A 24,954-nucleotide genomic window follows, 5' to 3' on the forward strand; every position below is an offset into this window, starting at 1 on the left:
TCGCAGCGGCGGTTTCCGCCTCATGCTGCTTGCCCTGTCGATCTATGTTAGCTTGCTGAATTCGCCACGGCGGCGAGGTTTGGATCCATCATCTTGAAATATGTCTCAACACGCGGCGAGGCTGCTCCTCTATCGTTCACGCAGACGCTGCTCGCTGGACTCGCGCCGGACGGCGGCCTCTATCTGCCTGAATCCTATCCCCGCCTTGACGCGGAACGCATCGCCAGCTTCTCGGGAAAATCCTACACCGACGTCACCGAGGCGGTGATTTCGCCCTTCATCGGCGGCGAGATCGTGCCCGCCGCCCTGCGCGCCATGATCGACGACGCCTATGCCGGCTTCCGTCATCCAGCGGTGGCGCCGCTCGTTCAGCTCGACGATAATCTGTTCACGCTCGAGCTGTTCCACGGTCCGACGCTCGCGTTCAAGGATCTGGCGATGCAGCTTCTGGCGCGGCTCGTCGATCACGCCTTAAAGGCGCGCGGCCAGCGCGCCACCGTCGTTGGCGCGACCTCCGGCGACACAGGCGCCGCCGCCATCGAGGCATTTTCCGGCCTGTCTCAGGTCGAAGTCTTCATCCTCTATCCGCATCAGCGCGTCTCGGAGGTGCAGCGGCGCCAGATGACGACGACGGGCGCGCCAAACGTCCACGCCATCGCCGTCGAGGGATCGTTCGACGACGCGCAAAGCGCGGTCAAAGCGTTGTTCAACAATCGCCCGCTACGCGAAAGCCTCAATCTTTGCGGCGTCAATTCGATCAACTGGGCGCGCATCCTCGCCCAGACCGTCTATTACTTCACCGCCGCCGTGGCCCTCGGCGCGCCCCACCGGCCGGTCTCCTTCGTCACGCCGACGGGGAATTTCGGCGACATCTTCGCCGGCTGGATCGCCAAGCGCATGGGTCTTCCGATCGACCGGCTGGTGATCGCCGCCAATTCCAACGACATTTTGCCGCGCGCCTTGGAGAGCGGAGCCTATGCTGTGGGCGAGGTTCACGCGACGCAATCGCCCTCGATGGACATTCAGGTGTCGTCGAATTTCGAGCGCCTCCTGTTCGAGGCGCAGGGCCGCGACGGCGCCGCCGTCCGCGCCTGGATGGCGCAGCTGTCGCAGTCGCGCGGCTTCACCATCGATCCGGCCCCGCTGAAGGCGATTCGGGCCGATTTCGACGCCTTCTCCGTCAGTGAGCCGGAAACCACTGCGGAAATCGCCCGGCTCTGGCGCGAAAGCGGCTATCTCGCCGATCCGCACACCGCCGTCGGCCTTGGCGCCGCCCGCCGCGAGATCGCGACAAGGGGCGCAGCGACGCCGCTCGTGGTGCTCGGCACCGCCCATGCGGCGAAATTTCCCGACGCGATCGAGGCCGCGACTGGCGTCCGGCCGGCCTTGCCGCCGCATCTTCACGGCTTGCTTGAGCGCGCCGAGCAATTCTCGATCATTCCCAACGATCAGGGCGCCGTCGAACGCTTCATCCGCGACGCGGTCGCCGAGCAATCCGCACAGGCCGCCTCATGAGCGCGCGCATCACGACCCTGCCCTCCGGGCTGCGCGTCGTCACCGACGCCATGCCGCATCTTGAGACCGCCTCGCTTGGCGTGTGGATCGGCGCCGGCTCGCGCCATGAATCGCGCAGCGAACACGGCCTGTCGCATCTGCTCGAACATATGGCTTTCAAGGGCACCAAGCGGCGCTCCGCGCGCGCCATCGCAGAGGAGATCGAGGCCGCGGGCGGCGACCTCAACGCCGCGACGAGCACCGAGCACACTGCCTATTACGCCCATGTGCTGGCGGAGGACGCGCCGCTTGCGGTCGATATTCTCGCCGACATTCTGACCGAAAGCACCTTCGACAAGGAGGAGCTGGAGCGCGAGAAGGGCGTCATTTTGCAGGAGATCGGCGCCGTCGACGATACGCCGGACGATCTTGTCTTCGATCTCTTCAACGCGACCGCCTTTCCGGGCCAGCCGATCGGGCGGCCGATCCTCGGCACGCCGGACCAGATCGCGAGCTTCGGCCGCGAGGCGATCGGCGCCTATCTCGACAGCCATTACGCAAGCGACGCGACCGTCATCGGCGCCGCCGGCGCGATCGATCACGAGCAGATCTGCGATGAGGTCGAACGGCGTTTTTCAGCGCTGGCGCCGCGCGCCGCCGCGGCCGCCGCGCCCGCCGCCGTCTATCAGGGCGGCGAAATCCGGCTAAAGCGCCGGCTCGAACAGGCCCATATCGTCATCGGCTTCGAGGGGCTCTCCTATGCCTCGGAGGAATTCTACGCGCTGCAGGTGTTCGCCAATGCAGTCGGCGGCGGCATGTCGTCGCGCCTGTTCCAGGAGGTCCGCGAAACGCGCGGCCTCGCCTATTCGATTCACGCCTTCCATTGGGGCTATTCCGACACCGGCCTCTTCGGCTTCTATGCGGCGACGAGCGCCAAGGACGTCGCGGAATTGATGCCGGTCGCGCTGGACTGCCTCGCCGAGGCCGCCTTGTCGCTGAGCGAAGACGAGGCGCGCCGCGCCAAGGCGCAGATGAAGGTCTCGCTGCTGACCGCCCTCGAATCGCCCTCGCCCCGCTGCGAACAGATTGCGCGGCAGGTGATGGCGTTCGACCGCGTGCTGTCGCGCGAGGAAATCATCGGCGCCATCGACCGGCTCGACATTGCCGACATCCGCGCCGCCGGAGCGCAGGCGCTGCGCTCGAACCCGACCGTCGCCGCCATTGGGCCGGTCAGCAAGGTCCCCGCGCCCGATCGCGTCGCGCAGAGGCTGCGCGCCAGTTGAAGGAGGCATGACCGTGGCTCTGTTCCGGATCGGCCCGAACAATGAGAATGCGCAATTTTTGCGCGGCGAGGGCGTATATCTCCGCCCGCCGGAGATGCGCGACTTCGAGGAATGGTCGGGCCTGCGCGAGCGAAGCCGCGATTTTCTGACGCCATGGGAGCCGACCTGGCCGGCCGACGATTTGACCCGCACCGCCTTCCGCCGCCGCGTCCGGCGCCATCAGCAGGAAATCGACAGCAACGAATCCTTTGCCTTCCTCGTCTTTCGCGATGATGACGTGCTGGTCGGCGGCCTGACCGTCGGTCAGGTCAAGCGCGGCGTCGTCCAGGCGGCGACGCTCGGCTATTGGATCGGCGAGCCTTTCGCCAACCATGGCTTCATGACTCGAGCCGTGCGCGCCGGAGTGATTTTCGCATTCGGAACGCTCAGGCTGCACCGGGTCGAGGCCTCCTGCCTGCCGCATAATATTCCCTCGACGCGGCTTTTGGAGCGGGTCGGATTTACGCGCGAAGGCTATGCGCGGGCCTATTTGCGCATCAACGGGGTTTGGGAGGACCATCTGCTGTACGGCCTCGTCGAAACCGACCAAACGCCGGCGCGACCGCGTCAGGGCCGGCTGTGAAAAGTCTCGCGCAAGGAACGCGGGGTTTTATGGCGCAGGGTTTTGCAGCGCTGGGCCGCTGCCTTTTCCTGCTCTGTGCGCTCGCGCTGACGCTGGCCGGCGCGCTCGGCCCGGCGAACGCGATCGAATCGGTGCGCGTGCCGCTCGATTCGCAAGTGATCGACCTGACCAAGGCCGTCGAAAGCTATAATTCCGATGGCGACCGCCTGCTCGTCTCGACGGCGCCGGGCTCGGACGGCATCGTGCGGCGCATCGAAGTCCGGGCGCGCGAAGAAGGGACGCGACCCAACTGGATCGTGTTCGCGCTGACCAACGACACCAGCGAGCAGATTGAACGGCTGATCGTCGCGCCGCATTTCCGGCTCGTCGGCTCGGGCGTGATCTGGCCCGACCTCGGGGCGACGCGCATTTCCGCGATCACCGCCAGCCAGGGCTTTCCGCCGGAGCGTGAAGACAGCGAAGACGCCGACGTGTTCCGTCTGACGCTCGATCCCGGCACCACCATCACCTATGTCGCAGAATTGCGCACCCCGAACCTCCCGCAGCTGCACCTTTGGGAGCCCGACGCCTATAAGGACCGGATGACGAGCCTTGCCCTCTATAAGGGCATCATCATCGGCGTCGCCGGCCTGCTCGCCCTGTTTTTGACCATCGTCTTCGTCGTCCGCGGCGCCGTGATTTTTCCCGCAGCCGCCGCCCTCGCCTGGACGGTGCTCGCCTATGTCTGCATCGATTTCGGCTTCTGGGGACGGATCATTGGCTCGGAGGGACAATCGGACCGCATCTGGCGCGCCGGCACGGAATCGATCCTCGCCGCGACGCTGCTGGTGTTTCTCTTCGCCTATTTGAATCTCAACCGCTGGCATGTGCGCGCCTCCCATGTCGCCGCCATCTGGCTGATCTTCCTTGCCGCTCTCGTTGGGCTTTCCGTCTATGACGCGCCGGTCGCCGCCGGCGTCGCGCGCATTTCCATCGCGACGATCGGCGCCGTCGGCTTCGTGCTGGTGCTCTATCTTGCGATCCACGGCTACGACCGGGCGGTGATGCTGATCCCGACCTGGTTCCTGCTGCTCGCCTGGATCGTCGGGGCCGCCTTCACCGTCACCGGCGCGCTGACCAATGATCTCGTCTCGCCGGCGCTGATTGGCGGCCTTGTGCTGATCGTCATGCTGATCGGCTTTACGATCATGCAGAACGCCTTTGTCGGCGCCGGGCTCGCCCATGGCGCAGTGCCGGACGCCGAGCGTAAGGCGCTGGCCTTCACCGGCAGCGGCGACATCATCTTCGACTGGGACGTCAGCGCCGACCGCGTCTATGTGAGCCCCGAGGTCGAGGCCCAGCTCGGCCTTCAGCGCGGCGCCCTCGAAGGGCCCGCCTCGAACTGGTTCGACGTGCTGCATCAAAGCGAGCGCGACCGCTACCGCGCCTGTCTCGACGCCATGCTGGAACAGCGCCGCGGCCGCATCAACCAGGATTTCAGGCTGCGCGCGGCCGACGGCCAGCATTTCTGGTTCCGCCTGAAAGCGCGGCCGGTGATCGGCGCCGACGGCGAAGTGGTGCGGATTGTCGGCGTCCTCAGCGACATCACGGAAATCAAGACCGCCGAGGAGCGGCTGCTCCACGACGCGGTACATGACAACCTGACCGGGCTCCCGAACCGGGAGCTGTTCTTCGATCGTCTCGACGCGGCGCTCTCCCTCGCGCAGAGCGATCCGAAAATCCGGCCGGCGGTGATGAGCATCGACATCGACCGCTTCAAGCAGATCAATGAGCAGGTCGGCCTCTCGGCCGGCGATTCGATCCTGTTGACGGTGGCGCGCCGGCTCGGGCGCATCCTGAAGCCGCAGGACACGCTCGCCCGCCTGTCCGGCGACCAATTCATTTTGCTGATCGTCTCGGAATCCGAAGCCGATCAGATCACGGCTCTCGCCAATACGGCGCGCCGCGTGGCTTCGACGCCGGTCTCCTTCAGCGACAAGGAAATTCCCCTCACCGCCTCGATCGGCCTCGCCTTCTACGATCCGCAGCTCCACGGCAAGCGCGAGGACATGCTGAAAGACGCCGAAATTGCGATGCGCCACGGCAAGCGTCTCGGCGGCAACCGGATCGAGGTGTTCCGCGCCACCATGCGCTCGCTTCGCTCGGACCGTTTCGGGCTTGCCGCCGATCTCAAGCGAGCGCTCGACCGCGGCGAGATGAAAGTGGTGTTTCAGCCGATCGTCCGTCTTGAGGACCGCACCGTGGCCGGTTTCGAGGCGCTGCTGCGCTGGGACCATCCCCGTCTCGGTCGCCTCAATCCCGGCGAGTTCATCTCCGTCGCCGAGGAGACGGGAGTCATTATCGACCTTGGGATTTTCGCCATGGACCGCGCCGCGCGCGAGCTCGCCGTATGGCAGCGCGCGCTCGACGTCGATCCGCCGATCTTCGTCAGCGTCAATGTCTCGTCGCGGCAATTGCTGCGGCACGATTTGCTTCAGGACGTCAAATCGGTGCTTTCGCGCGTCGAGATCGCGCCTGGCTCGCTGAAGCTGGAGCTGACGGAAAGCCTCGTCATGGAGAATCCGGAATATGCGGCGCAAATCCTGACCCGCATCCGCGATCTCGGCGCCGGGCTCTCGCTCGACGATTTCGGAACCGGCTATTCCTCGCTCGCCTATCTGCAGCGTTTTCCATTCGACACCATCAAGATCGACCGCTCTTTCGTGCGCCAGAATGGCAATGGCGCACGCCCCGTCATTTTACGTTCGATCGTCGCGCTGGCGCATGATCTCGGCATGGAGGTCGTCGCCGAGGGGGCGGAGGCCGAATCCGACGCCATCGAGCTCTATCAGCTCGGCTGCGAATTCGCGCAGGGCTTCGCCTTTGGCCACCCGATCAGCGCGGCCGAAGCCCGAAAGCTTGTCGGCGCCGCCACAATAGCAGCCTGATTGCGCCGCCTGACCCGCGCCCGCCGCTTAGGCGTGGCCGAGATCCGAGGAGAGGCGGCCGGGATCGATGCCGATCTTTTGCAGCGCGCGCTCATATTTGGAGCCGAGCGCTTCGTCGAAGATCAGCGACGGGTCGGCTGGAATGTTCAGCCAGCCATTGTCCTGCATCTCGGCCTCGAGCTGCCCCGCCGACCAGCCGGCATAGCCGAGGGCGAGAATGGCGCGATCGGGACCGTCGCCCTTGGCGATGGCGCGTAAAATATCGATCGTCGCCGTCAGCGACACGCCGGCGTCGATCGGCAGCGTCGAATCGTCGATGAAAAAATCATTGGAGTGCAGCACGAAGCCCCTGCCGGTCTCGACCGGGCCGCCCTTCAGCACCTGCACCAGCTCCGCCTGCGCAGGCAGACGGATCATTTCATCCGCCTTGATGACGTCGAGCTGCACCAGCAATTCGGAGAAGGTCACTTTGCGCGCAGGCCGGTTGAGGATGATTCCCATCGCGCCTTCCTCGGAATGGGCGCAAAGGTAGATGACCGAGCGGGAGAAGCGGTTGTCGGACATGCCGGGCATGGCGACGAGCAATTGCCCGTCAAGAAAAGCGCCATGGCCCTGTTTTCCACCGTCGCGAGGCAATCTCGAACCCATGATTTCCGCCATATTCTGCTGGAACTGCTTCCAACGCTGGTTAAAACCGCGCCCTACTCCATCTTCGCACTCTTGCCCCCCTCCCTTGCGTGCTCCAGATCACCTCAATGTAGGTTGCGGCGCCGTCACATGCAAAATAGGTTGGACGTCGAATAGATCCCGCGATCGTATCGTTCTGATGCAAATGTCTTTCCAGCTTTTCAACGAGGCAACGCGACCAAGCCGCGCAGGCGGTTCGTCGCTGCTTCTCGCCGCCGCCATCACAGCCGGATGCTCGGCCGGATTCATGGCTGAATTACGGGCGGAGCCGCTGGCCACCGAGTGGGTCGGCGGGCCGAAATCCTCGGCGCGCCTGATCGCAACGCCCGGCGCGAACGCCGGCTCGTACCGGGCCGGCGTCGAAATTCGTCTGGAGCCGGGCGTCCTCACCTATTGGCGCAATCCCGGCGAGGCGGGGGCTCCGCCGGAATTCAATTTCACGGCGTCGGACAATGTCGAAGATGTGACAGTCCGCTTTCCGACGCCAAGCCGCATCGACGAAGGTGGCTCCGACGCCTTCGGCTATCGCGATGAGGTGGTTTTTCCGCTCGACTTCAAGCTGACCCACGCCGGGCGCCCCGCCCTCTTGTCGCTGTCCCTGAATTATGCCGTGTGCGGGCAGATCTGCATTCCCGTTAATGCCCAGGTCGAGCTGAAACTGCCCGCCGCGGCCCCAGGCGACGCGCGCGCATTGGACCATGAAGCCCGGCTCGACGCGGCGGCGGCGAAGGTGCCGCGCCGGCTCGGCGCCGAGGAGCGGGATGGCAAATTTCTTGTCACACGGGATCTGGGCGCAAGCCAGCCGACATGGCGGGTCAGCCTGCGCGGCGACGCGGCGGCGATCGGCGCGACGGATCTCTTCGTCGAATCCCCGCCCGGATGGTATTTCGAGTCGCGGCGCGGCGAAGAGCCGGGAGAGTTCCTGATCGTCGAGGTGGAAGTGCCGCGCGAGGAAAGCCTCGATCTTGCCCAAGTTACGCCAATCACAGTGACGCTGGCTGCGCCGCACGAGAGCTATGAATTCGGCCTCGAGCTCGGCGCTGGACGCGCCGCCGCGGAGCGAACGGAGGGGGGAAAAAATGACAATTAAAGTCGGGGATCGTTTGCCAAACGCGAGCTTCGCCGTGATGACCCCGGAGGGTCCGGCCGTACGCTCGACGGACGATATTTTTAAAGGCCGGCGGGTCGTTCTGATCGGCGTGCCCGGCGCCTTTACGCCAACATGCAGCAATGTGCATCTGCCCGGTTTCGTCAACAGGCTCGACGATTTCAAACAGAAACGCATCGACGCCATCGCGGTCACCGCAGTCAACGACGTCTTTGTCATGAACGCCTGGGCGGCCTCCAGCGACGCCGGCGCGCATATGTCCTTTCTCGCCGACGGCAATGGCGATTTCGCAAAGGCGCTCGGCCTGACCCTTGACCTGACCGAGCGCGGCCTTGGCGTGAGGTCGCAGCGTTATTCGATGGTGGTCGACGACGGCGTGGTGCAGCAGCTCAATGTCGAGGCGAGCGCCAGCAGGGCGGACGTCTCCGGCGCCGAAGCGATTTTGCATCAGCTTTAACGCGGGGCGGAGCAGAACCTCTTGCGTCCGCTGCAATCGTTACGGCGTGGCCGCTTTGCGGGCAGATAGAAACGGAGCCATGCCGAGCCGCGCGAGTGCGTCGGCGCGCTCGTTCAATTCGTCGCCGGCATGGCCCTTGACCCAGCGCCATTCGATCGCATGGGCTTCCGCCGCGGCTTCGAGCCTTTGCCATAGATCGACATTCTTGACAGGTTTCTTGTCCGCCGTGCGCCAGCCATTGCGCTTCCATCCGGCCAGCCATGTGGTGACGCCTCCTTTCACATAGTTGGAATCTGTGACGAGCTGCACGGCGCAGGGCCGCGTCAGCGCTTCGAGCGCCATGATCGCCGCCATCAGCTCCATGCGATTGTTGGTCGTGGCCGCCTCGCCGCCGCAAAGCTCCTTGAGGTGATCGCCGAACGTCATGACGGCGCCCCAGCCGCCGGGACCGGGATTTCCCGAACAGGCGCCGTCGGTGAAGATCACGACTGGCTTTGGCATCGACGCTTCCAATTCATATCAGGACGCCGAGTTCTCGCGCGTCGCCGATCGTCTGCAGCATTTGCAATTTGGCGAAATATTCGAGCGGATTCTTCGGATTGACGAGCGCGCCCGGGGGAACGTTGAACCAGTCGACGAGGCGGGTCAGCGCGAAGCGCAGGGCGGCGCCCCGGGCGAGCGTCGGGATGGCTTTCGCTTCCGCCGCGCTCAAGGGGCGCAGGCTTGCATAAGCGCCGAACATCGCCGCGCCCTTGTCGATGTTAAACGCGCCACCCGGCTCGAAACACCAGGCGTTGAGGCAGATCGCAAGGTCATAGGAAAGATCGTCGACGCAGGCGAAATAGAAGTCGATCACGCCGGAGATCTCGTCGCCGAGAAACAGGACATTGTCGGGAAAGAGATCGGCGTGGATGATTCCCCGCGGCAGATCCCGCGGCCAGTTCGCTTGCAGGAATTTCAGCTCGGCGGAGATTGTCGCCGCAAGGCCCGCTTTGACCTCGTCGGCGCGAAAGGCGATCGGCGCGAAGAGTTTTGGCCAGGCTTCTAGGTTGAGAGCATTGGCGCGCGAGCCCTTGAAATCGGCGGCCGCGAGGTGAAGCTGCGCCAGCGCGGCCCCGAGGCGGGCGCAATCGGCAATGCTCGGCCGGTTGCGGCAAACGCCTTCGAGGAAGGTCACGATCGCCGCCGGACGCCCGGCGAGGCGCCCGAGCGCCCCATCCGAACGCATGCGCACCGGCTGCGGACAGTTTAGGCCGCGCGCGGCGAGATGATCCAACAGCGAGAGGAAGAACGGCAGGCTCCCCTCCTCGACGCGCTTTTCATAGAGCGTCAGGATGTAGACGCCCGTTTCGGTCGACAGGACGAAATTCGAATTCTCGACGCCTTCCGCGATGCCCTTCAGGGCGCGGACGCGGCCGAGATTGTAATGCTCAAGAAAGGCGGCGAGGTCGGCGTCGGAGACTTCGGTATAGACTGCCATTGGGGTCCGCTGAAGACATTGAGTCCTGGCCACGGCCAAGGACGCCGCAAAGGGCTGCTTCCCTTGGGCGCGGGAGGCGCTCCGGTGTTAGAGAGAACGGGCCGCAAGGTCAATTTGAGCCGGGCCAAGTGAGCCGGGCCGCCCCCTGCCGCGACATCAGACGGTCTCGCCCTGGGGATTGAGCGCAACGGCGGCGAGTACCGCCGGCGCCTCGGGCTGGATGACGCCGCAGGACATGATCAGCTTTGCGGCGGCCTCCGGCGTGATCGCCAGTTCGATCACCTCGCGGGCCGGCACATAGAAATAGAAACCGGTGGTCGGATTCGGCGCGCAGGGCAGAAAAACTGAAACATAGGGCTCGCCGTTGGCAAGATGAGAGCCAATGAGAGAGGACGGCGGCAGGGAAATAAAGACGATGGACCAGGAGCCCTTGCCCGGAAACTCGATCATCCCGACCTTGCGAAAACTTTGCCCGGACTGCGAGAACAGCGTTTCGAAAATCTGCTTCACGCTTTTATAGATCGAGCGGACCACGGGCATTCGGGCGAGCAGCGCCTCGCCGATCTTGAAGAGGCCGAGCGCCGCGATGCTGTGGGTGGCGCAGCCGAGCAGCGTCAGGCCGAGGAATGCCAGGACGACGCCGAGTCCCGGCACGCGAAACGGCAAATAGAAATCCGGCACGACATTTTGCGGCAGCAGGCCGCGCACCCAGGCGTCGATGGTGTCGACGAACCACCAGACGATATAGGCGGTGACGGCGACCGGTCCGGCGACGACGATCCCGGTCAGGAACCAGTTGCGGATCTTTGCGCCGAACCCGGCCGACTTGGCGGGCCCCGGGCGGCCGTCCGAGTCGGCGTCGATGAGGCTTTGCAGCGGCGGAAGTTGCGTCATGCCTCGCTCATGGCTCCACAGCTGGACGTCGCTCGATTCGCCGACGCAAAAACGGGGCCGAGCCGCCTGCGCGAGAGCGCCGATGCTTCGGCCGGCCGTCGTCTCTCTATATCACAGACCTCGCAACGGCAGCGATTCCGGTCAGGGGACGCCGCCGAGCCGGTCAAATCTGGACATGAGGATAAGGGCGTTTCGGCTTGGGAGCAGACAAAATGGCAGCGGCGCCAGCCGCTCGCCTGCTATCGGCATGAGACGGAAACGCTCACGGCTCGAGCCTGAGCCGTCAGCGCCGGCGCCGACATCTCCTTCGACGCGGTCGCGCCCGTGAAAGCGATATGGTTGCCCTCAAGAAAGCCCGCGAGGAGATTTCCTTTAAGCGCGACGTTCACCTTTTGCGGCGCATCGCCGCTCGTCGCTACAAGGGTCTTGAAGGCGTCGAGCCTCGCCGAAACGACTCCGACAACATAGCCGCTCTGGTCGAAAAGCGGGCTTCCAGAATCGGCCGGCTGGACCGGCGTCGAAATCTGCAGGAAGCGGTCGTCGCCCGCAACGCCAGTGAGGCCCGTGATGCGGCCGAAAGAAAACTCGCCCGCGTTCAGCGGCGCGGGAGGGAGCGGAAAGGCAAACGCCTCGATCGTTTCGCCGAGCTGGACGTCGGAGCGAATATTGGCGACACCGTCCGGCTTCAACGGCGTTTTGAGAAGGGCAAGATCCGCGGCGTCGTCGCGAGCGACAAGTTCGGCTTGGACCGCGGCGCGTCCATTCTGCGCGACCGCGATGTTCGAGCAGGACGCGACGATTTGGGCGCTGGTTACAACAAATCCCTCGTCGTTCACAGAGAAGCCCATTCCGGGCATGTTCTCGCGCTGCTTTTGCGCCGTCTCTGGCGCCAACGCAGCCGTTGGCCTGACGCCGGCGGGGTCCGCCGCCGGCGCCAAGCCGACCGACGAGGGCAGCTGAGAGAGATCGGCGAATGGCGCGCCGCTCATCGAACTTGCGAGCGACCCAGATATTAAAGCTGCCGCGCGCTCCAGATGCAGATCGGCGGCGGACTCCAGCCAAAACAGCGAGAGCCAAATCACGCCCGGGCGATCGCTTTGGCAGCGAATGTAACTGTCGAGCCCATTGGCGCGCGACGACACGATGAAGAAGTCATCCGTCAAAATCTTGAAAGAGATCTGCCCGCCGTCGGCAATGACTTTCTCGACCACCGATTTATAGGCGTTGGCGAGATTGACGTCGCGGAGGTAGTCATAGGTCAGCCAAACCCGCTTGGCCGGATCTCGCCAGGTGAGGCCATCCTTGTCCCGCTCGGCCACCAGGCCAAGCCCCATCGGCGCCCAGATCTTGTAACCGCGCGATGGATGCGGGATCGCCCGAAATCCCCACATCTCGAACAGCGGCGCGCCAGCGCGAAAAAGCCGCGCGCGTAGATCTTCGTCTATGGCGCCGGTCGCCGAAAGCCCGTTGTCGCTTTGATACTGCGCCGTCGCTTCAAAAAGCTGGCGGCTGAAATTGGCGTCCGCGGTCACCGGCCAATATCCTGCCGCCGTCAGCAGGACTTTGAATTTGAGCCTTTCGCTGATCGGCAGCTGACTGAAGGCGCGCGCCGCCTCGACGTAGCCCGGCGTTGGCGGCCCCGCAGCGACCGGCAGGCTCCAGATCATCAGAAGCGCAACCGCCGCGAGTCCCTTCATGCTGTCCTCAAGCAAACCCATCAAGCCTGAACCCACGCGGAATCCGGCGCCTGTAAAAAATCAATACAGTTCAAAACTGATACTGTCTGATATCGATACAGTTGAAGATGAAAAACAGAAGGCTGCGCGAGCGGCTGATCCCCTGATCTGGGGGTGCGCGCTACAAAGCGAATGGAGGATCAGAGCGGAGGTTAACGGAGAGCGCCATTGTCGATCTGTATCGCAATTATACATATGTATTATTCTTATACAGATTGCGATGGAGAAGAAATTTTCTAGAGGCGCAACTCAAGCGGAGTGCATTTTATCCTGCCCCAGTTCCATTCGTAAGACTTAACGCGCCCCGACACGGAAACAACCTATCAATTCCCACGACTTTGGCAAAGAAAATTCGTCCTATAATCATAAACACATCATTGCAGCGCACAACAGAGCTGCCGCACTGCAACGGAAACGGCGGAGACGACGCGCTTCTCCCCCCTGCAGAAAATAGATCTCTACACAGGAAAGACAACAATCGACGGCGCGCTGCGTTGCAAAAAGCCCGCTCTATTGGCCCGCGTCGAGTTCAGTCTGACGCTTGTCAAATTTGCGGACAGATGGCTGGATTAAAATAATCCGAAGGAGCCGGAGAGCGCCAGCCAAGCATGATTAGAGAATTTCTACATCATATTGAAATAACATGTCTTTTTAAATTGGCTGGCATTCATCTCAAGCGCGGCGCCACACTTGCTGATAGGGTAGCGCCACATCGAGCCCATCTCAATCGCTCGATCGATAAGGCGCTGCAGATCAAGGTTGCTGGCTCTGCCGGCGTCCAATGTGAGCACCAAGGAGGAGACATATGGCATTAAGCACCGCGACGAAAGCTGCGTCGGACGCACTCGGAGCCAACCGCGCGCCGACAAGTGTAAGCCCTCAGGAAGTGCATAGGTGGTTGCAAAGCTTCAACTGGGACTTCGCGCAGAACCGGACGAAATACCCCACCAAGTACCACATGGCGAACGACACCAAGGAGCAGTTCAAGCTCATCGCCAAGGAATACGCGCGGATGGAATCGGTCAAGGATGAGCGCCAGTTCGGCACCCTGCTTGACGGATTGACCCGCCTTGAAGCTGGAAACCGCGTACATCCGCGCTGGGGCGAGACGATGAAGGTCGCCTCCAACTTCCTCGAAGTCGGTGAATACAACGCCATCGCGGCGTCCGCGATGTTGTGGGATTCAGCGAGCGCCGCCGAGCAGAAGAACGGCTATCTCGCGCAGGTCCTCGACGAAATTCGCCACACCCATCAATGCGGCTTCGTGAATTACTATTTCTCGAAGCACTACCATGATCCGGCCGGCCACAATGACGCGCGCCGCACGCGCGCCATCGGACCGCTTTGGAAGGGCATGAAGCGCGTCTTCGCCGACGGCTTCATTTCCGGCGACGCGGTCGAATGCTCGGTCAATCTCCAGCTCGTCGGCGAAGCTTGCTTCACCAACCCGCTGATCGTGGCCGTGACCGAATGGGCTTCGGCGAACGGCGACGAAATCACGCCGACGGTGTTTCTCTCGATCGAGACCGACGAGCTGCGCCATATGGCGAACGGCTACCAGACGGTCGTGTCGATCGCCAATGATCCGGCGGCGCAGAAATATCTCAATACAGATCTCAACAATGCGTTCTGGACGCAGCAGAAATATTTCACCCCTGTGCTCGGAATGCTGTTCGAATATGGCTCGAAATTCAAGGTCGAGCCGTGGGTCAAGACCTGGAATCGTTGGGTCTATGAAGATTGGGGCGGCATCTGGATTGGTCGTCTCGCAAAATATGGCGTCAATTCCCCGCCGAGCCTGCGCGACGCCAAAAAGGACGCCTATTGGGCGCACCACGACCTCTTCCTGTTGGCCTACGCATTGTGGCCGACCGGCTTCTTCCGGCTGTCGCTGCCGGATGAAGAAGACATGGAATGGTTCGAGGCGAACTATCCGGGATGGGACGCGCATTACGGCAAGATCCTGCGCGAATGGAAGGCTCTGGGCTGCGAGGATCCGAAGAGCGGATTCCTGCCGATCCAGTGGCTCGTCCAGAACGGCCATCAGGTCTATGTCGACCGCGTGTCTCAGGTGCCGTTCTGCCCGACGCTCGCAAAGTGCTCGGGTTCGCTGAGGGTGCATGAGTTCAACGGCCAGAAGCACTCCTTCAGCGATGATTGGGGCGAGCGCATGTGGTTGTCTGAGCCCGAGCGCTACGAGTGCCAGAGCGTCTTCGAGCAATACAGCGGCCGCGAGTTGTCGGATGTGATCGTCGAAGGACATGGCGTTCGCGCCGATGGCAAGACCCTGATCGGTCAGCCCCATGTCGCAGGCAGCAATTTGTGGACCGTCGAAGATCTGAAGCGGGCAAATTGTGTGTTCGCCGATCCGCTCGCAGGCTTCTAAAAAACAGCTTTCGTCGGATCGGCCCAGGTCGATCCGACGGCTTCCGATCGACGCCGAACAACATGGCCTCTGTCGCGCCATGAAATAATATCAACGGAGGAAACTATCTATGGCTATCGCCTCGACGACCAAGCGCGGGCTAACCGATCCTGACAAAGCAGCGCAAATTCTCGCCGCCGTTCCCGATCATGAACTCGACACGCAACGCCGGATGAATTATTTCGTGACGCCGCGCTGGAAGCGGCTCAGCGAATATGAAATCCTGACGCTCTACACGCAACCCAATCCCGACTGGATCGCCGGCGGCCTCGATTGGGGCGACTGGACCCAGAAGTTTCATGGCGGCCGGCCGTCCTGGGGCAACGAAAGCACCGAGCTTCGCACGACCGATTGGTATCGCCACCGCGATCCCGCGCGCCGCTGGCATGCGCCCTATGTCAAGGACAAAGCGGAAGAGTGGCGCTACACGACGCGTTTCCTGGAAGGCTATTCGGCCGAAGGAGCTGTGCGCTCGATCGATCCGACATGGCGCGACGAGATTCTCGATAAATATTGGGGCGCCTTGCTGTTCAGCGAATACGGGCTGTTCAACGCGCATTCGTCGGTCTCGCGCGACGCGCTGTCCGACACGATCCGTTCGACCGCGACCTTTGCGGCGCTCGACAAGGTCGACAATGCCCAGATGATTCAACTTGAACGCAATTTTCTGTCGAAGATCGTTCCGGGCTTTCCGGAGTCGACCGACGGCCCGAAAAAAGTGTGGCTGACCGACCCGATCTACCGCGGCGCGCGCGAGACCGTGGAAGAAGCCTGGCAGGGAATTCAGGACTTCAATGAAATCCTCTGGGCCGTGCATGGCGTCTATGATCCGCTGTTCGGTCAATTTGCCCGGCGCGAATTTTTCGGCCGCCTCGCGGCGCACTATGGCGACGGCCTGACGCCGTTCTTCCTCAATCAAACGCAGACCTACTTCCAGACCACAAAGGCTGCGATGAGCGATCTGTTCTTCTATTCGCTCGGAGACGATCCGGAATTCGGAGACCACAACCGGACCTGGCTTCGCGCCTGGACCAACAAATGGCTGCAGAAGACCGCCGAGGCCCTCCATGACTTCCTTGGCATATACGCGAAGGTGGACAAAGTTGCGGGCGTTAGCGACCCCGCCGCCATCAAGGCGGCCGTCGGCCGGGTCGTGAACGATTGGGTCGAGGATTACGCGAAGAAAATCGACTTCAAGGTCGACGCCGGTCAGCTCATCGCCAGCATTACTCGTGACGTCAAGTGAAGGTGTAGGAACATGACAGCAAAGAACGCATATAACGCTGGCATCATGAAGAAATCCGGCGAGGCTTTCGCGGCGGAGTTTTTCGCCGAGGAAAACCAGGTCGTTCATGAGTCGAATACGGTGGTCCTCGTGCTCATGAAAAGCGACGAAATCGACGCGATTGTCGAAGACATCATCATGCGCGAGGAAACGAAGCGCAATCCGACCCTCGTTGTCGAGGATCGCGGCGGCTTCTGGTGGATCAAGGCCGATGGCAAGATCCAGATCGATACGGAAAAGGCGAGCGACTTGCTCGGGAAGACCTACAGCATTTATGATTTTCTTGTGAATGTGTCGTCGACCATCGGTCGCGCCTACACGCTCGGAAACACCTTTACGATTACATCCGAGCTGATGGGCCTCGATCGCAAGCTCACCGACGTTTGAGCGATCGAAAGGGAGGAACAAGAAATGCCCAACTACAAAATTCATGAAAATCCCGTGCGGTCGGACTGGCTCGAAAAAATCGCCGAGCTGAAGTCGGTGAAGGACGCCACAGCCTTCATTCAGGATTTCCGCAAAAAGAATACCTCGCCGTTCCGCACGAGCTATGCGCTTGACGTCGATTATCTTTTTATCGAAGCGAAGATCGAGGAGCGGCTCGCCGTCCTGAAATCGTCGACCTTCTCCGCCGCCGATCTCTTCACGAAGGCGACCACGGGGGAGACCGCTCAGGCTGTCTCCGAAGACTGGATCGCCAAGATTGACGCGGAAAAGGACAAGTTCGCCGCCGAGAAAATCCTGATCACCTTCCGGCAGCTCTACAAGCCGCCGGTGCTCCCGGTGAATTTGTTCTTCAAAGTGGATACGTATCTTGGCAGCCGCCTGATGGAGCTGCGCAATACCGACTACTATGCGGATTCGCTTGACGACTTGCGCAAGAAGCGCGGCGTCAAGGTGTTGAGGCTCGGCAACGTGGTTTGACATTGCAGTGCGTTTTGGGCGCCGGCCGGTTTTCCCGCCGGCGCTCGGACTAAATCGGGGAGCGCTTTTGCAAGGGCTGCGATAATGAACGTTGATCAAAAAGAAGAGAATGTTTTGACGCCCTCCCCGATCGATCGGGGCTCATTCACACAACAAGCGACACGCGTGGAGATCTTCAGCGAAGGCCGATACCGCGCGTTCGTCCAGGATCTCGAATGCATGTGGCGGTGGGAGATCCATCGGGACGGCGACTTCGTTCAGGAGGGATGTTCGCTCAGCGAATCGTCTTCCCGGGAAGCTGTTGGCCACGTTGTGTCGTTTTATCAGCACCGCGATCGCGGCGACGTCAGCAGAGCAGACGCGCAGTATTAAGCCCTGCGGATCGGAAACGGGCGTTGCGGATCGCCCCGGGCGGCAGCCTTCGTCCGGCGTTCGAAGGCGGATCGAGCATTCGGGTGGACCTGGGGCGTGCACGTTTGCGCAAGAGGCAGAACGCCTGGCCGCCGGCGCGGGGGACGGCGCTGAACTTTTCTCATGAAACTGATCGCAAACGCGATCCTCCATTCGGGGATTTGGGGACGAAAACATGTTCAAGGTGCGCGCGATAACTGAAGATCAGCACGATCTGACCTTCGAATGTTCGCCGAGCGAGGACGTCATCTCTGCGGGTCTGAAGAGGGACGTAATTTTGCTCGCCTCCTGCCGCGAAGGCGGCTGCGCGACGTGTAAGGCGGAGATTGTCGACGGCGATTACGAACTTGGCGGCTGCAGCGTGCAGGCCCTCCCGCCGGATGAAGAAGAGGCGGGCGTGGTTCTGCTCTGCCGAACCTTTCCAAGAAGCGATCTCGTTCTTCAGCTGCCCTACACTTTCGATCGCATTTCCTTTCATAAGGTCAATACGGACTGGCAGGGCGAGATTGTCGCCGTGGAGCGCATCTCCTCCAATGTGGCGCGGCTGCAAATCGAGCCGAAAGATCCCGAGACGGGAGCCGCGATCAGCATTCCTTTCGTCCCCGGCCAATATGTCGATATCGAGATTCCGGGCTCTTCCGTCAGCAGATCCTATTCCATGGCGACGACGAGCACGCAGTCCCGGCTTGATTTCCTGATCCGTCTTTTGCCCGACGGGCAGTTTTCAAATTTCCTGACGATGGCGGCGAAGCCAGGACTGACCGTCAAACTGCGCGGTCCATTCGGGGCGTTCAACCTGCGCGAGAATGGCTTTCGGCCTCGCTATTTCGTCGCTGGCGGAACGGGCCTGTCTCCGGTCCTGTCCATGATCCGCTACATGCAGCAGGAGCAGCACCCGCAGGAAGCGAAGCTTTTCTTCGGCGTCACCCACCAGCATGAGTTGTTTTATCTGGAAGAGTTGAAGAAGCTGGAGGAATCGATGCCGAACTTCAGCGCCCATGTCGCGGTGATGCAGCCGGACGGCAATTGGCAGGGCAGCCGGGGTACTGTCGTCGATGATCTTCTCAAACATCTTGAAGGGACGAAAGCGGCGCCGGATATTTACATGTGCGGGCCGCCGGGAATGATCGACGCCACCTTCGCGGCTGCAGCAAATTATGGCGTGCCGAAAGATCACGTCTATGTAGAAAAGTTCCTTGCAACAGGGCAGAATCAGGCCGCAGAGTAGCAGACTTCCGAGGCCTTTCGCCTCTCAGGATGGCGCTTAGCTATGTACACCGTGGTCCAAATGCCGAAACACCTGAATCCGGAGACTATTGCGCCTGAACAGGACGCGGGCCTGTTCGGCGTCGATCGGCCGGGAGTCGCGTGGGATTGGATGATGCAGACCGGTCAGCCGCCCGAAGGCGACGACTGGGTGCGGCCGCAAGTTTCGGAAGCCTGGTACAGATGCATCGAAGAATACAGGCTCTCGCCGCGCACGAACCTTCTTCGTCCGCATGCGATCATGGATTTCGAGAACGGCGCCCGCGCGACCTCGGCGACCAATCTCGACGTCAGAACGGCACTGGCGACCATGGCGTTCAATCTGCAGCCGGCGCTGCGGGACACAAGCGTCAGCCTGCTTCTGGCCGACAGCGCCGGCACGCTCATTCACGCCCTCGACGCGGGCTCCAATCTCGGCCCGATGGGGCGTCGCCTGGTGCGGCTCGGCGAGAGCTGGAACGAGCTCATCATCGGCAACAATGGGTTGGGGACGGCCGCCGTGTTGCGCGAGCCTGTCGCTTTCGACGGCAAGGAGCATTTCTCGTCCATCCTGCATCCCTTCGCAACGGTTGGCCATCCGCTTTTCGCGCATGACGGAAGCCTCGTCGCCCTGCTTGGCCTCATTACCGATCAGCGTTCGTCGGCGCAGACGCTGCTCGGCTTCGTTCGGATCGCCGGCTATCTGGTCGAAACCAATTTGTTCGAGTGTCAGGCTCCCGGCGCCTTCATGCTGCGAATGCGCCTGAACAATATAAGCGCCGGTCTGACCGGCCAGGATTGTCTGCTCGACGGCCTCATCTCACTCGATGAACAGGGCCGGATCGTCGGCGCGACGCGCACGGGGCTCAATCTGCTCCGCGCCGAGCGTCATTCGGATATTCTTTCCAAGAAAGTGGAGGCGGTGCTTGGGGTCACGCTTGGCGATCTGCGCGCCTGCGCGCGCCAGGGCGAACCGATTGAACTCGAGATCCCACACGGCTGGCGGCTCAAGGCGGAATTCATCGTCAGGCGGCGCCCCGAGAAGGACATTGTTCAATCCAGCCGCGTCTCTACGGTCAAGGGGGGAAGCCGCGCCGCCCCGGGCGCGGCGCCGGGCCGCGGCGCCAAGGAAGGAAATGGGGAGGAATGGCGCGACGCCGTTCTCGAAGCCGCGCAGCAAAAAGCCATCAATCTCCAGAAACAGAAGATACCGATCCTGATCACTGGCGAGTCAGGCGTCGGCAAGGATCATTTGGTGCGGATGATTCACGCGCAGGGCATCCGCAAGGGGCGGCCGCTCGTGCTGGTGAATTGCGCGGCGATCCCGCGCGATCTGATTTCGAGCGAGCTGTTTGGCTACGTGCCCGGCAGTTTCACGGGCGCGCGCACCGGCGGCAAGGCGGGCAAGTTCGTCGAAGCGCATACAGGCGTTCTGTTCCTCGACGAAATCGGCGATATGGCGCTGGATCTCCAGACCGCGCTGCTCTGCGCGCTCGACAGTTCGGAAATCGTGCCGGTCGGCGGCTCGAAGCCGGTCCGGGTCGACGTTCAAGTCATCGCGGCGACCAACAGCGATCTGCCCGACTGCGTCAGAAAAGGCGCGTTTCGACGCGATCTCTACTATCGCCTGAACGGCGCGCAATTCTGGTTGCCGCCGCTGCGGGAGCGTCCCGACAAGCTCGGTTTGATCGAGCATTTGTGGGAGCTCGAACTTAAGGCGCAGGGAGTCGACGAGCGCAAGACGTTGAGCGCGGAAGTTTGGGATATTTTCGAGCGACATCCATGGCCGGGCAATATTCGCGAATTGCTCAATGTGCTGCGCTCCTGTTTGGCCATGACCACAGGCCGCGAAACCCAGGTTTCCGATCTCCCGATCGACTTTCTTAAGGAGATGAGCGCTTCGGCCCAGGGCGACGAAGAGGGAGAGGCCGCGCTGTCGACGCTTGCCAAATGGCGGCCCTCGCTCGAGGCCAAGGCGCTCGCCGACTGGGAGGCTGACGCGATCCGGTCGGCGCTCGCCAAGACGGCGGGCAATATTTCGGAATCGGCCCGACAGCTCGGGATCACGCGCGCGACCCTGTACCATAAGATGGCGCGGCTCGGTTTGCGTAAATGAGGGACAAGACGGCGCCATAGCTGGGAGAGAAAAATGGACGAAGACGTCGAACAATTTCTCGCCGCGATGGCAAAAAGCGCCGACGCCACAACCCATGAATTGGAGATCGAGGAAGCGGCGCTGCGCGCCCTGATCGGCGGCGCGCGCGCCGAGGAGCTGGAGCTGCTTTGGACGCAGCAGCTTGATCCCGCCGATGAAGAAGACATCAAGCGCTACATGGATTGGAACGACAAAAAGTTGATCTGGATCTGGCGCCGCCTCGAGCGTTCGCGCGAGCGGCGGGTCGCCGCGGGACGCGCCTATATGATCAACAGCCAGGGCACCGCGGCGCCGGCGATTTCCGCTCCAGCGAAAGCCGGCGCGCGGCCTCGCAAACCTCTTTAAGCCGGCGTCGCTGCGCCGCGCTTTTTTGACGCCGCCCTGAGCCGGCGGGGCTTTTCGCCGGCCAACCAGGCTGCCGGATGGAGCATGACGCCGAATAGCATCACGGCTTTCGGACCGGCATCATGCTCTAAACACGAAGGTCGATCACGGTCATGGTCTTGGATTTAGGCGAAATCCAAACGCATCGTGGCCCAACAAGGCTTTGCGCGTCGCCGCGCGAAGAGGCTGTGACGCGTTGCAAGCCGAATACAACACGCGCAACGAACAAGAACACAAGCGACGAAAGAGAACGCGGTCGGCGTTCCAGGTGAGGAAACAATGGCAAAAGATATTCGCTATGGCGACGCCGCGCGCCGCAGGATGCTCGCGGGCGCGAACCTACTGGCCGATGCGGTTCAGGTGACTCTCGGACCGCGCGGCCGCAATGTGGTGATCCAGCATCGCACCTCGGGGATTCTGCCGGTCGTAACCAAGGATGGGGTCACCGTCGCCCGATCGATCGCCGTCGACGATCGATTCGAAAGCGCCGGAATCAACATGTTCAAGGAAATGGCGGGCCGCGTTTCCAAGGAATGCGGCGACGGCACGACGACGACCATCGTGCTCGCCCGCTTCATCGCCCGCAAGGTTCTGCGGGCCATGAGCTCCGGACTTGATCCGAACGGGCTGCGGACGGGGCTGGAGCTTGCGACGCAGACCGCGGTCGAGGACCTGAAGCGACGGGCGAAGAGCTGCGCCGATGAGCGCTCGATCGTTCACATCGCCGCGACCGCGTCGAACGGCGACTTATCTGTCGGCGAGCTGCTGGCCTCCGCCTTCAAAAAGGTCGGCCCGAACGGCATCGTCAACGTCAGCCTCGGCAATGGGACGAGCGACGAAATCGCGTTTCAGGAAGGCGCGCATTGGGAACAGGGCTGGCTCTCGCCCTATTTCATGACGGACAAGACGCGCCGCATTGCAGAGCTGATAAACCCCTACGTGCTCCTCTACGATCGCCCCATCAAACAGTTCGACGAGTTGATCCCGATCCTCGATCAGGTGCGGCAGGCTGAAGGATCTCTGTTGATCATCGCCGACGACATCGAGGAAGCGGCGCTCGGCGGGATTTTGCTCAACCATATCCGTTGCGTCCTGAAGGCCGTTGCGGTGAAGCCGCCGGCCTATGGCGACCGCCGCAAGGAGACCCTTGCGGATCTCGCCTGCCTTCTCGGCGGTCGGGCGATCCTGGAGGACAATGGCGACGAACTGAGCCATGTAAAGCTCGCCGATCTCGGCCGCGCCAACCGCGCTGAAGTCACCGAGAGTGAGACGACCCTGTTCGGCGGGGCGGGCGACGCCGACAAGATTGCCGAAAGGGTGCATGCGCTCCGGTTCGAGGCGGAACGTCTGCAAAAAAACGATCGGGGCTCTCCCACGGGAAAGCTGCACGACCTCGAGGAATTCGACGAACGAATCGGCAATCTGTCCAGCGTCACCGCAACAATCCATGTTGGCGGCGGGACGGAAACGGAGATGAAAGAGCGTCTCCAGCGCGTCGAGAACGCAAGAAACGCCGTCGCCGCGGCGCTAGCCGAAGGAGGGCTTCCTGGCGGCGGCGCGGGGCTTCTGCGCTGCCGAAAAGCCCTGAGCGGCCTCTCGTCCACGGATATCGCCGTCAGGCACGGTATTCAGATCATCGCTGACGCGGTGGGCGAACCCTTGCGCCGGATCGCCGACAATTCCGGCAAGGACGCGCTGGCCGTGGCGTATGAGACGCTGGCCTCGAGCGATGAAGGCTTCGGCTGCGATGCGAGAACGGGACGGTTCGGCGATTTATTCGAGGCCGGCGTGATCGATCCGCTGCGCGTGACGCGCCTTGCCTTGCAGCACGCCACCATCACAGCGAGCACGCTCATGACGACGGAATGCGTCGTCGCCAATTTGCCGCCGGACGATCCGACATTCGGCTATACGGGAGAATGGGCGGCGGCGACGCGCGAAGATCCGCGTTTGTGAGATCCATGTGACGGCGCGATAAAGCCTGCGCCGCGCCGATATGTTCGCGGAGGCGCAGGCAAACTCGGCGCCGCGATCATGCAGCAGGGCGCGCGCGATGCGACGGCGCCCTGTTGTGATTCTGCCGGAATGCCATTCGCGCTTAATCCAAAGGTCGCCGTCACTGTGCATATCGCCTGCGAACCGCTCGACCGGACGCATCGGGTCCCTGTTCAGATGACATACGCTGTATAGAAAAGCGCAGGTCAATTCCCGCTAAATGCCTGTAGCAATGTTTTCGTCAACCTTTTTGCCATTGCAACGTATACATCTAACATACTGTTTAAGCGTGTGTTTTTTAAGATTCCGAGTCGATGTTCCGATTGCTGTTTGATCCTGCCGTCGACTGGCACGCCTCCTGCGATTGCTTTGTCAGCAAGGCGAACGCGAAATATGCGGGCGCCGAAATTCCGACAAAAGCGGGAGGCGCTTCAATGAGCAATACCAGGAGTTTTTTGTTTGTCGGGGCCGCCATCATGGCCGGGCTCCTTTGCCGCGAAGCGAGCGCGGAAGATCCTTCGCGCGCATTCATCGACCGCTTGTCCGGGGAGCCGTTCAGAACCAATAGCGCCGGTCCGGTTTCGACCAAGATCGAAACTAATCCTGCGCAAGCCTATATTGACAGGCTGGCGGGCGCCACGCAGGTCGCCGAACACCTTGGGCCCGGCACGACGGCGATCACAACCGACACGACACAAGACTTCATCGATCGCGTGGCTGCGCCACATGCTTTCACCACCCGCGGCGCAAGCACAGGCCGGCAACGCTCCGCAGCTGCCCATTGAGCCCTTTCTTGAACTGCCCGCATGAAGATCAATCGACCACATGAAGGCCGATCGTTCGCTACTCCAAAAAATACTTTCAATGCCAAGAAAAAAGAAAAATCAAAGGGACATGCGTCATGAACGATTCAAGGAGGCAGTATCTTGCCGGAACTCCGGCCCTATCCAAGGCTCAGATCGGCGTTTTTTTGAAGAGCTACGGTCTGCGGGCGACTCGTCAGCGTCGAGGCCTCGTGAGGCTGCTCTTCGGCAAGAACGATCGGCATGTAACAGCCGAATCTTTGGCTAATGAGGCCAGAGCCGCAAATACCCACACATCAATGGCCACAGTCTACAACGTTCTCAATCTGTTTGCGCAGGTGGGACTGATCCGCAGTCTGGCAATCGAGGGAGACAGGGCGATTTTTGACACGAACACAAGCGACCATTCTCACTATTTCTTTGAGGATACAAAGGAGGTTCGCGATATCGAATCGAGCGAAATGAACCTCGCCGCTCATATTGAGGCGCCAGACGGCTACGAGGTTTCAAGGGTGGATGTTGTCGTGACGTTGAGGCGAAAGGACGCGACGCCGCCTGCGCGGGCCGGTCGGTGACTCGTTCCAGTAGCGTATCGAATTCAAATTGAAGCGTAAGTATTCGCCTTCGGTAGATCGACCG

Annotated in this window: 22 protein-coding genes; 17 read left to right on the plus strand and 5 right to left on the minus strand. The window is 61.9% G+C overall.

The genetic code is table 11. The features are described 5' to 3' along the window. Positions 1–93 precede the first annotated feature (93 nt). The 4 genes from thrC to MSIL_RS06435 are packed head-to-tail and all read left to right on the plus strand — an operon-like array spanning position 94 to position 6,326. Positions 94–1,515, plus strand: a complete 1,422-nt coding sequence (gene thrC, locus MSIL_RS06420; RefSeq protein WP_012590290.1) for a threonine synthase — start codon at positions 94–96, stop codon at positions 1,513–1,515. Next, on the plus strand, positions 1,512–2,777 hold the full coding sequence (locus tag MSIL_RS06425) for a M16 family metallopeptidase (protein ID WP_012590291.1): 1,266 nt from the start codon (positions 1,512–1,514) through the stop codon (positions 2,775–2,777). The genes thrC and MSIL_RS06425 overlap by 4 nt, the downstream gene beginning before the upstream one ends. Positions 2,778–2,790: 13 nt before the next feature. Beyond that, entirely contained in the window at positions 2,791–3,399 is a 609-nt protein-coding gene (locus MSIL_RS06430) for a GNAT family N-acetyltransferase (RefSeq protein WP_012590292.1), read from the plus strand. 29 nt (positions 3,400–3,428) lie between these two features. After that, entirely contained in the window at positions 3,429–6,326 is a 2,898-nt protein-coding gene (locus MSIL_RS06435) for an EAL domain-containing protein (RefSeq protein WP_012590293.1), read from the plus strand. Positions 6,327–6,353: 27 nt separating this feature from the next. Here MSIL_RS06435 and MSIL_RS06440 read toward each other — a convergent pair whose 3' ends face one another. Continuing rightward, positions 6,354–6,974, minus strand: coding sequence for a YqgE/AlgH family protein (locus MSIL_RS06440; protein WP_012590294.1), 621 nt, complete (start codon positions 6,972–6,974; stop codon positions 6,354–6,356). A 286-nt stretch (positions 6,975–7,260) separates the two neighbouring features. Here MSIL_RS06440 and MSIL_RS20065 point away from each other — a divergent pair, with 286 nt between their 5' ends. Further along, complete coding sequence (locus MSIL_RS20065; protein ID WP_187148708.1) at positions 7,261–8,103, plus strand: protein-disulfide reductase DsbD domain-containing protein; 843 nt, start codon at positions 7,261–7,263, stop codon at positions 8,101–8,103. Next, positions 8,093–8,578 (plus strand): peroxiredoxin, encoded by a 486-nt coding sequence (locus MSIL_RS06450; RefSeq protein ID WP_012590296.1) that lies wholly within the window; start codon positions 8,093–8,095, stop codon positions 8,576–8,578. Before MSIL_RS20065 ends, MSIL_RS06450 begins: the two co-directional genes overlap by 11 nt. A gap of 39 nt (positions 8,579–8,617) precedes the next feature. Here the strand turns inward: MSIL_RS06450 and rnhA are convergent, their stop codons facing one another. The 4 genes from rnhA to MSIL_RS20070 all read right to left on the minus strand — a co-directional run bounded on the left by rnhA (position 8,618) and on the right by MSIL_RS20070 (position 12,685). After that, a complete protein-coding gene (gene rnhA / locus MSIL_RS06455) occupies positions 8,618–9,079 on the minus strand; it encodes a ribonuclease HI (RefSeq protein ID WP_012590297.1) in 462 nt (153 codons plus the stop codon). Between the two features lie 13 nt (positions 9,080–9,092). Then, positions 9,093–10,058, minus strand: coding sequence for a homoserine kinase (gene thrB, locus MSIL_RS06460; RefSeq protein ID WP_012590298.1), 966 nt, complete (start codon positions 10,056–10,058; stop codon positions 9,093–9,095). A gap of 156 nt (positions 10,059–10,214) precedes the next feature. Then, entirely contained in the window at positions 10,215–10,952 is a 738-nt protein-coding gene (locus MSIL_RS06465; RefSeq protein WP_012590299.1) for a DUF502 domain-containing protein, read from the minus strand. A gap of 239 nt (positions 10,953–11,191) precedes the next feature. Then, entirely contained in the window at positions 11,192–12,685 is a 1,494-nt protein-coding gene (locus MSIL_RS20070) for a serine protease (RefSeq protein WP_187148709.1), read from the minus strand. An 808-nt stretch (positions 12,686–13,493) separates the two neighbouring features. On the opposite strand from MSIL_RS20070, the gene mmoX reads away from it, so the two are divergent. From mmoX to irrA, 11 genes are all read left to right on the plus strand, one after another. Further along, on the plus strand, positions 13,494–15,074 hold the full coding sequence (mmoX, locus tag MSIL_RS06475) for an aromatic/alkene monooxygenase hydroxylase subunit alpha (protein ID WP_012590301.1): 1,581 nt from the start codon (positions 13,494–13,496) through the stop codon (positions 15,072–15,074). A gap of 109 nt (positions 15,075–15,183) precedes the next feature. Continuing rightward, positions 15,184–16,359, plus strand: coding sequence for an aromatic/alkene monooxygenase hydroxylase subunit beta (gene mmoY / locus MSIL_RS06480; RefSeq protein ID WP_012590302.1), 1,176 nt, complete (start codon positions 15,184–15,186; stop codon positions 16,357–16,359). Between the two features lie 12 nt (positions 16,360–16,371). Beyond that, a complete protein-coding gene (gene mmoB, locus MSIL_RS06485; RefSeq protein WP_012590303.1) occupies positions 16,372–16,785 on the plus strand; it encodes a methane monooxygenase regulator MmoB in 414 nt (137 codons plus the stop codon). Positions 16,786–16,809: 24 nt separating this feature from the next. Further along, positions 16,810–17,322, plus strand: coding sequence for an aromatic/alkene monooxygenase hydroxylase subunit gamma (mmoZ, locus tag MSIL_RS06490; RefSeq protein ID WP_012590304.1), 513 nt, complete (start codon positions 16,810–16,812; stop codon positions 17,320–17,322). A gap of 84 nt (positions 17,323–17,406) precedes the next feature. Next, the gene (gene mmoD, locus MSIL_RS06495) at positions 17,407–17,694 is read left to right on the plus strand and encodes a soluble methane monooxygenase-binding protein MmoD (protein WP_012590305.1); all 288 of its coding nucleotides are present in this window, start codon (positions 17,407–17,409) and stop codon (positions 17,692–17,694) included. 214 nt (positions 17,695–17,908) lie between these two features. Beyond that, positions 17,909–18,961: an aromatic/alkene monooxygenase hydroxylase FAD-binding subunit MmoC gene (gene mmoC, locus MSIL_RS06500; protein WP_012590306.1), complete on the plus strand. Its 1,053-nt coding sequence runs from the start codon at positions 17,909–17,911 to the stop codon at positions 18,959–18,961. 42 nt (positions 18,962–19,003) lie between these two features. After that, a complete protein-coding gene (locus MSIL_RS06505; RefSeq protein ID WP_041367690.1) occupies positions 19,004–21,094 on the plus strand; it encodes a sigma-54-dependent Fis family transcriptional regulator in 2,091 nt (696 codons plus the stop codon). Positions 21,095–21,127: 33 nt separating this feature from the next. Continuing rightward, complete coding sequence (locus tag MSIL_RS06510) at positions 21,128–21,478, plus strand: hypothetical protein (RefSeq protein WP_012590308.1); 351 nt, start codon at positions 21,128–21,130, stop codon at positions 21,476–21,478. A gap of 318 nt (positions 21,479–21,796) precedes the next feature. Continuing rightward, positions 21,797–23,473 carry an Hsp60 family chaperonin gene (locus MSIL_RS06515; RefSeq protein WP_012590309.1) on the plus strand — a complete coding sequence of 559 codons (1,677 nt, stop codon included), beginning with the start codon at positions 21,797–21,799 and terminating at the stop codon, positions 23,471–23,473. 473 nt (positions 23,474–23,946) lie between these two features. Next, positions 23,947–24,297, plus strand: a complete 351-nt coding sequence (locus tag MSIL_RS06520) for a hypothetical protein (RefSeq protein ID WP_012590310.1) — start codon at positions 23,947–23,949, stop codon at positions 24,295–24,297. A 116-nt stretch (positions 24,298–24,413) separates the two neighbouring features. Further along, the gene (irrA, locus tag MSIL_RS06525; protein ID WP_012590311.1) at positions 24,414–24,890 is read left to right on the plus strand and encodes an iron response transcriptional regulator IrrA; all 477 of its coding nucleotides are present in this window, start codon (positions 24,414–24,416) and stop codon (positions 24,888–24,890) included. Positions 24,891–24,954 lie beyond the last annotated feature (64 nt).

The sequence above is a fragment of the Methylocella silvestris BL2 genome (assembly GCF_000021745.1).
Taxonomy (GTDB): domain Bacteria; phylum Pseudomonadota; class Alphaproteobacteria; order Rhizobiales; family Beijerinckiaceae; genus Methylocapsa; species Methylocapsa silvestris.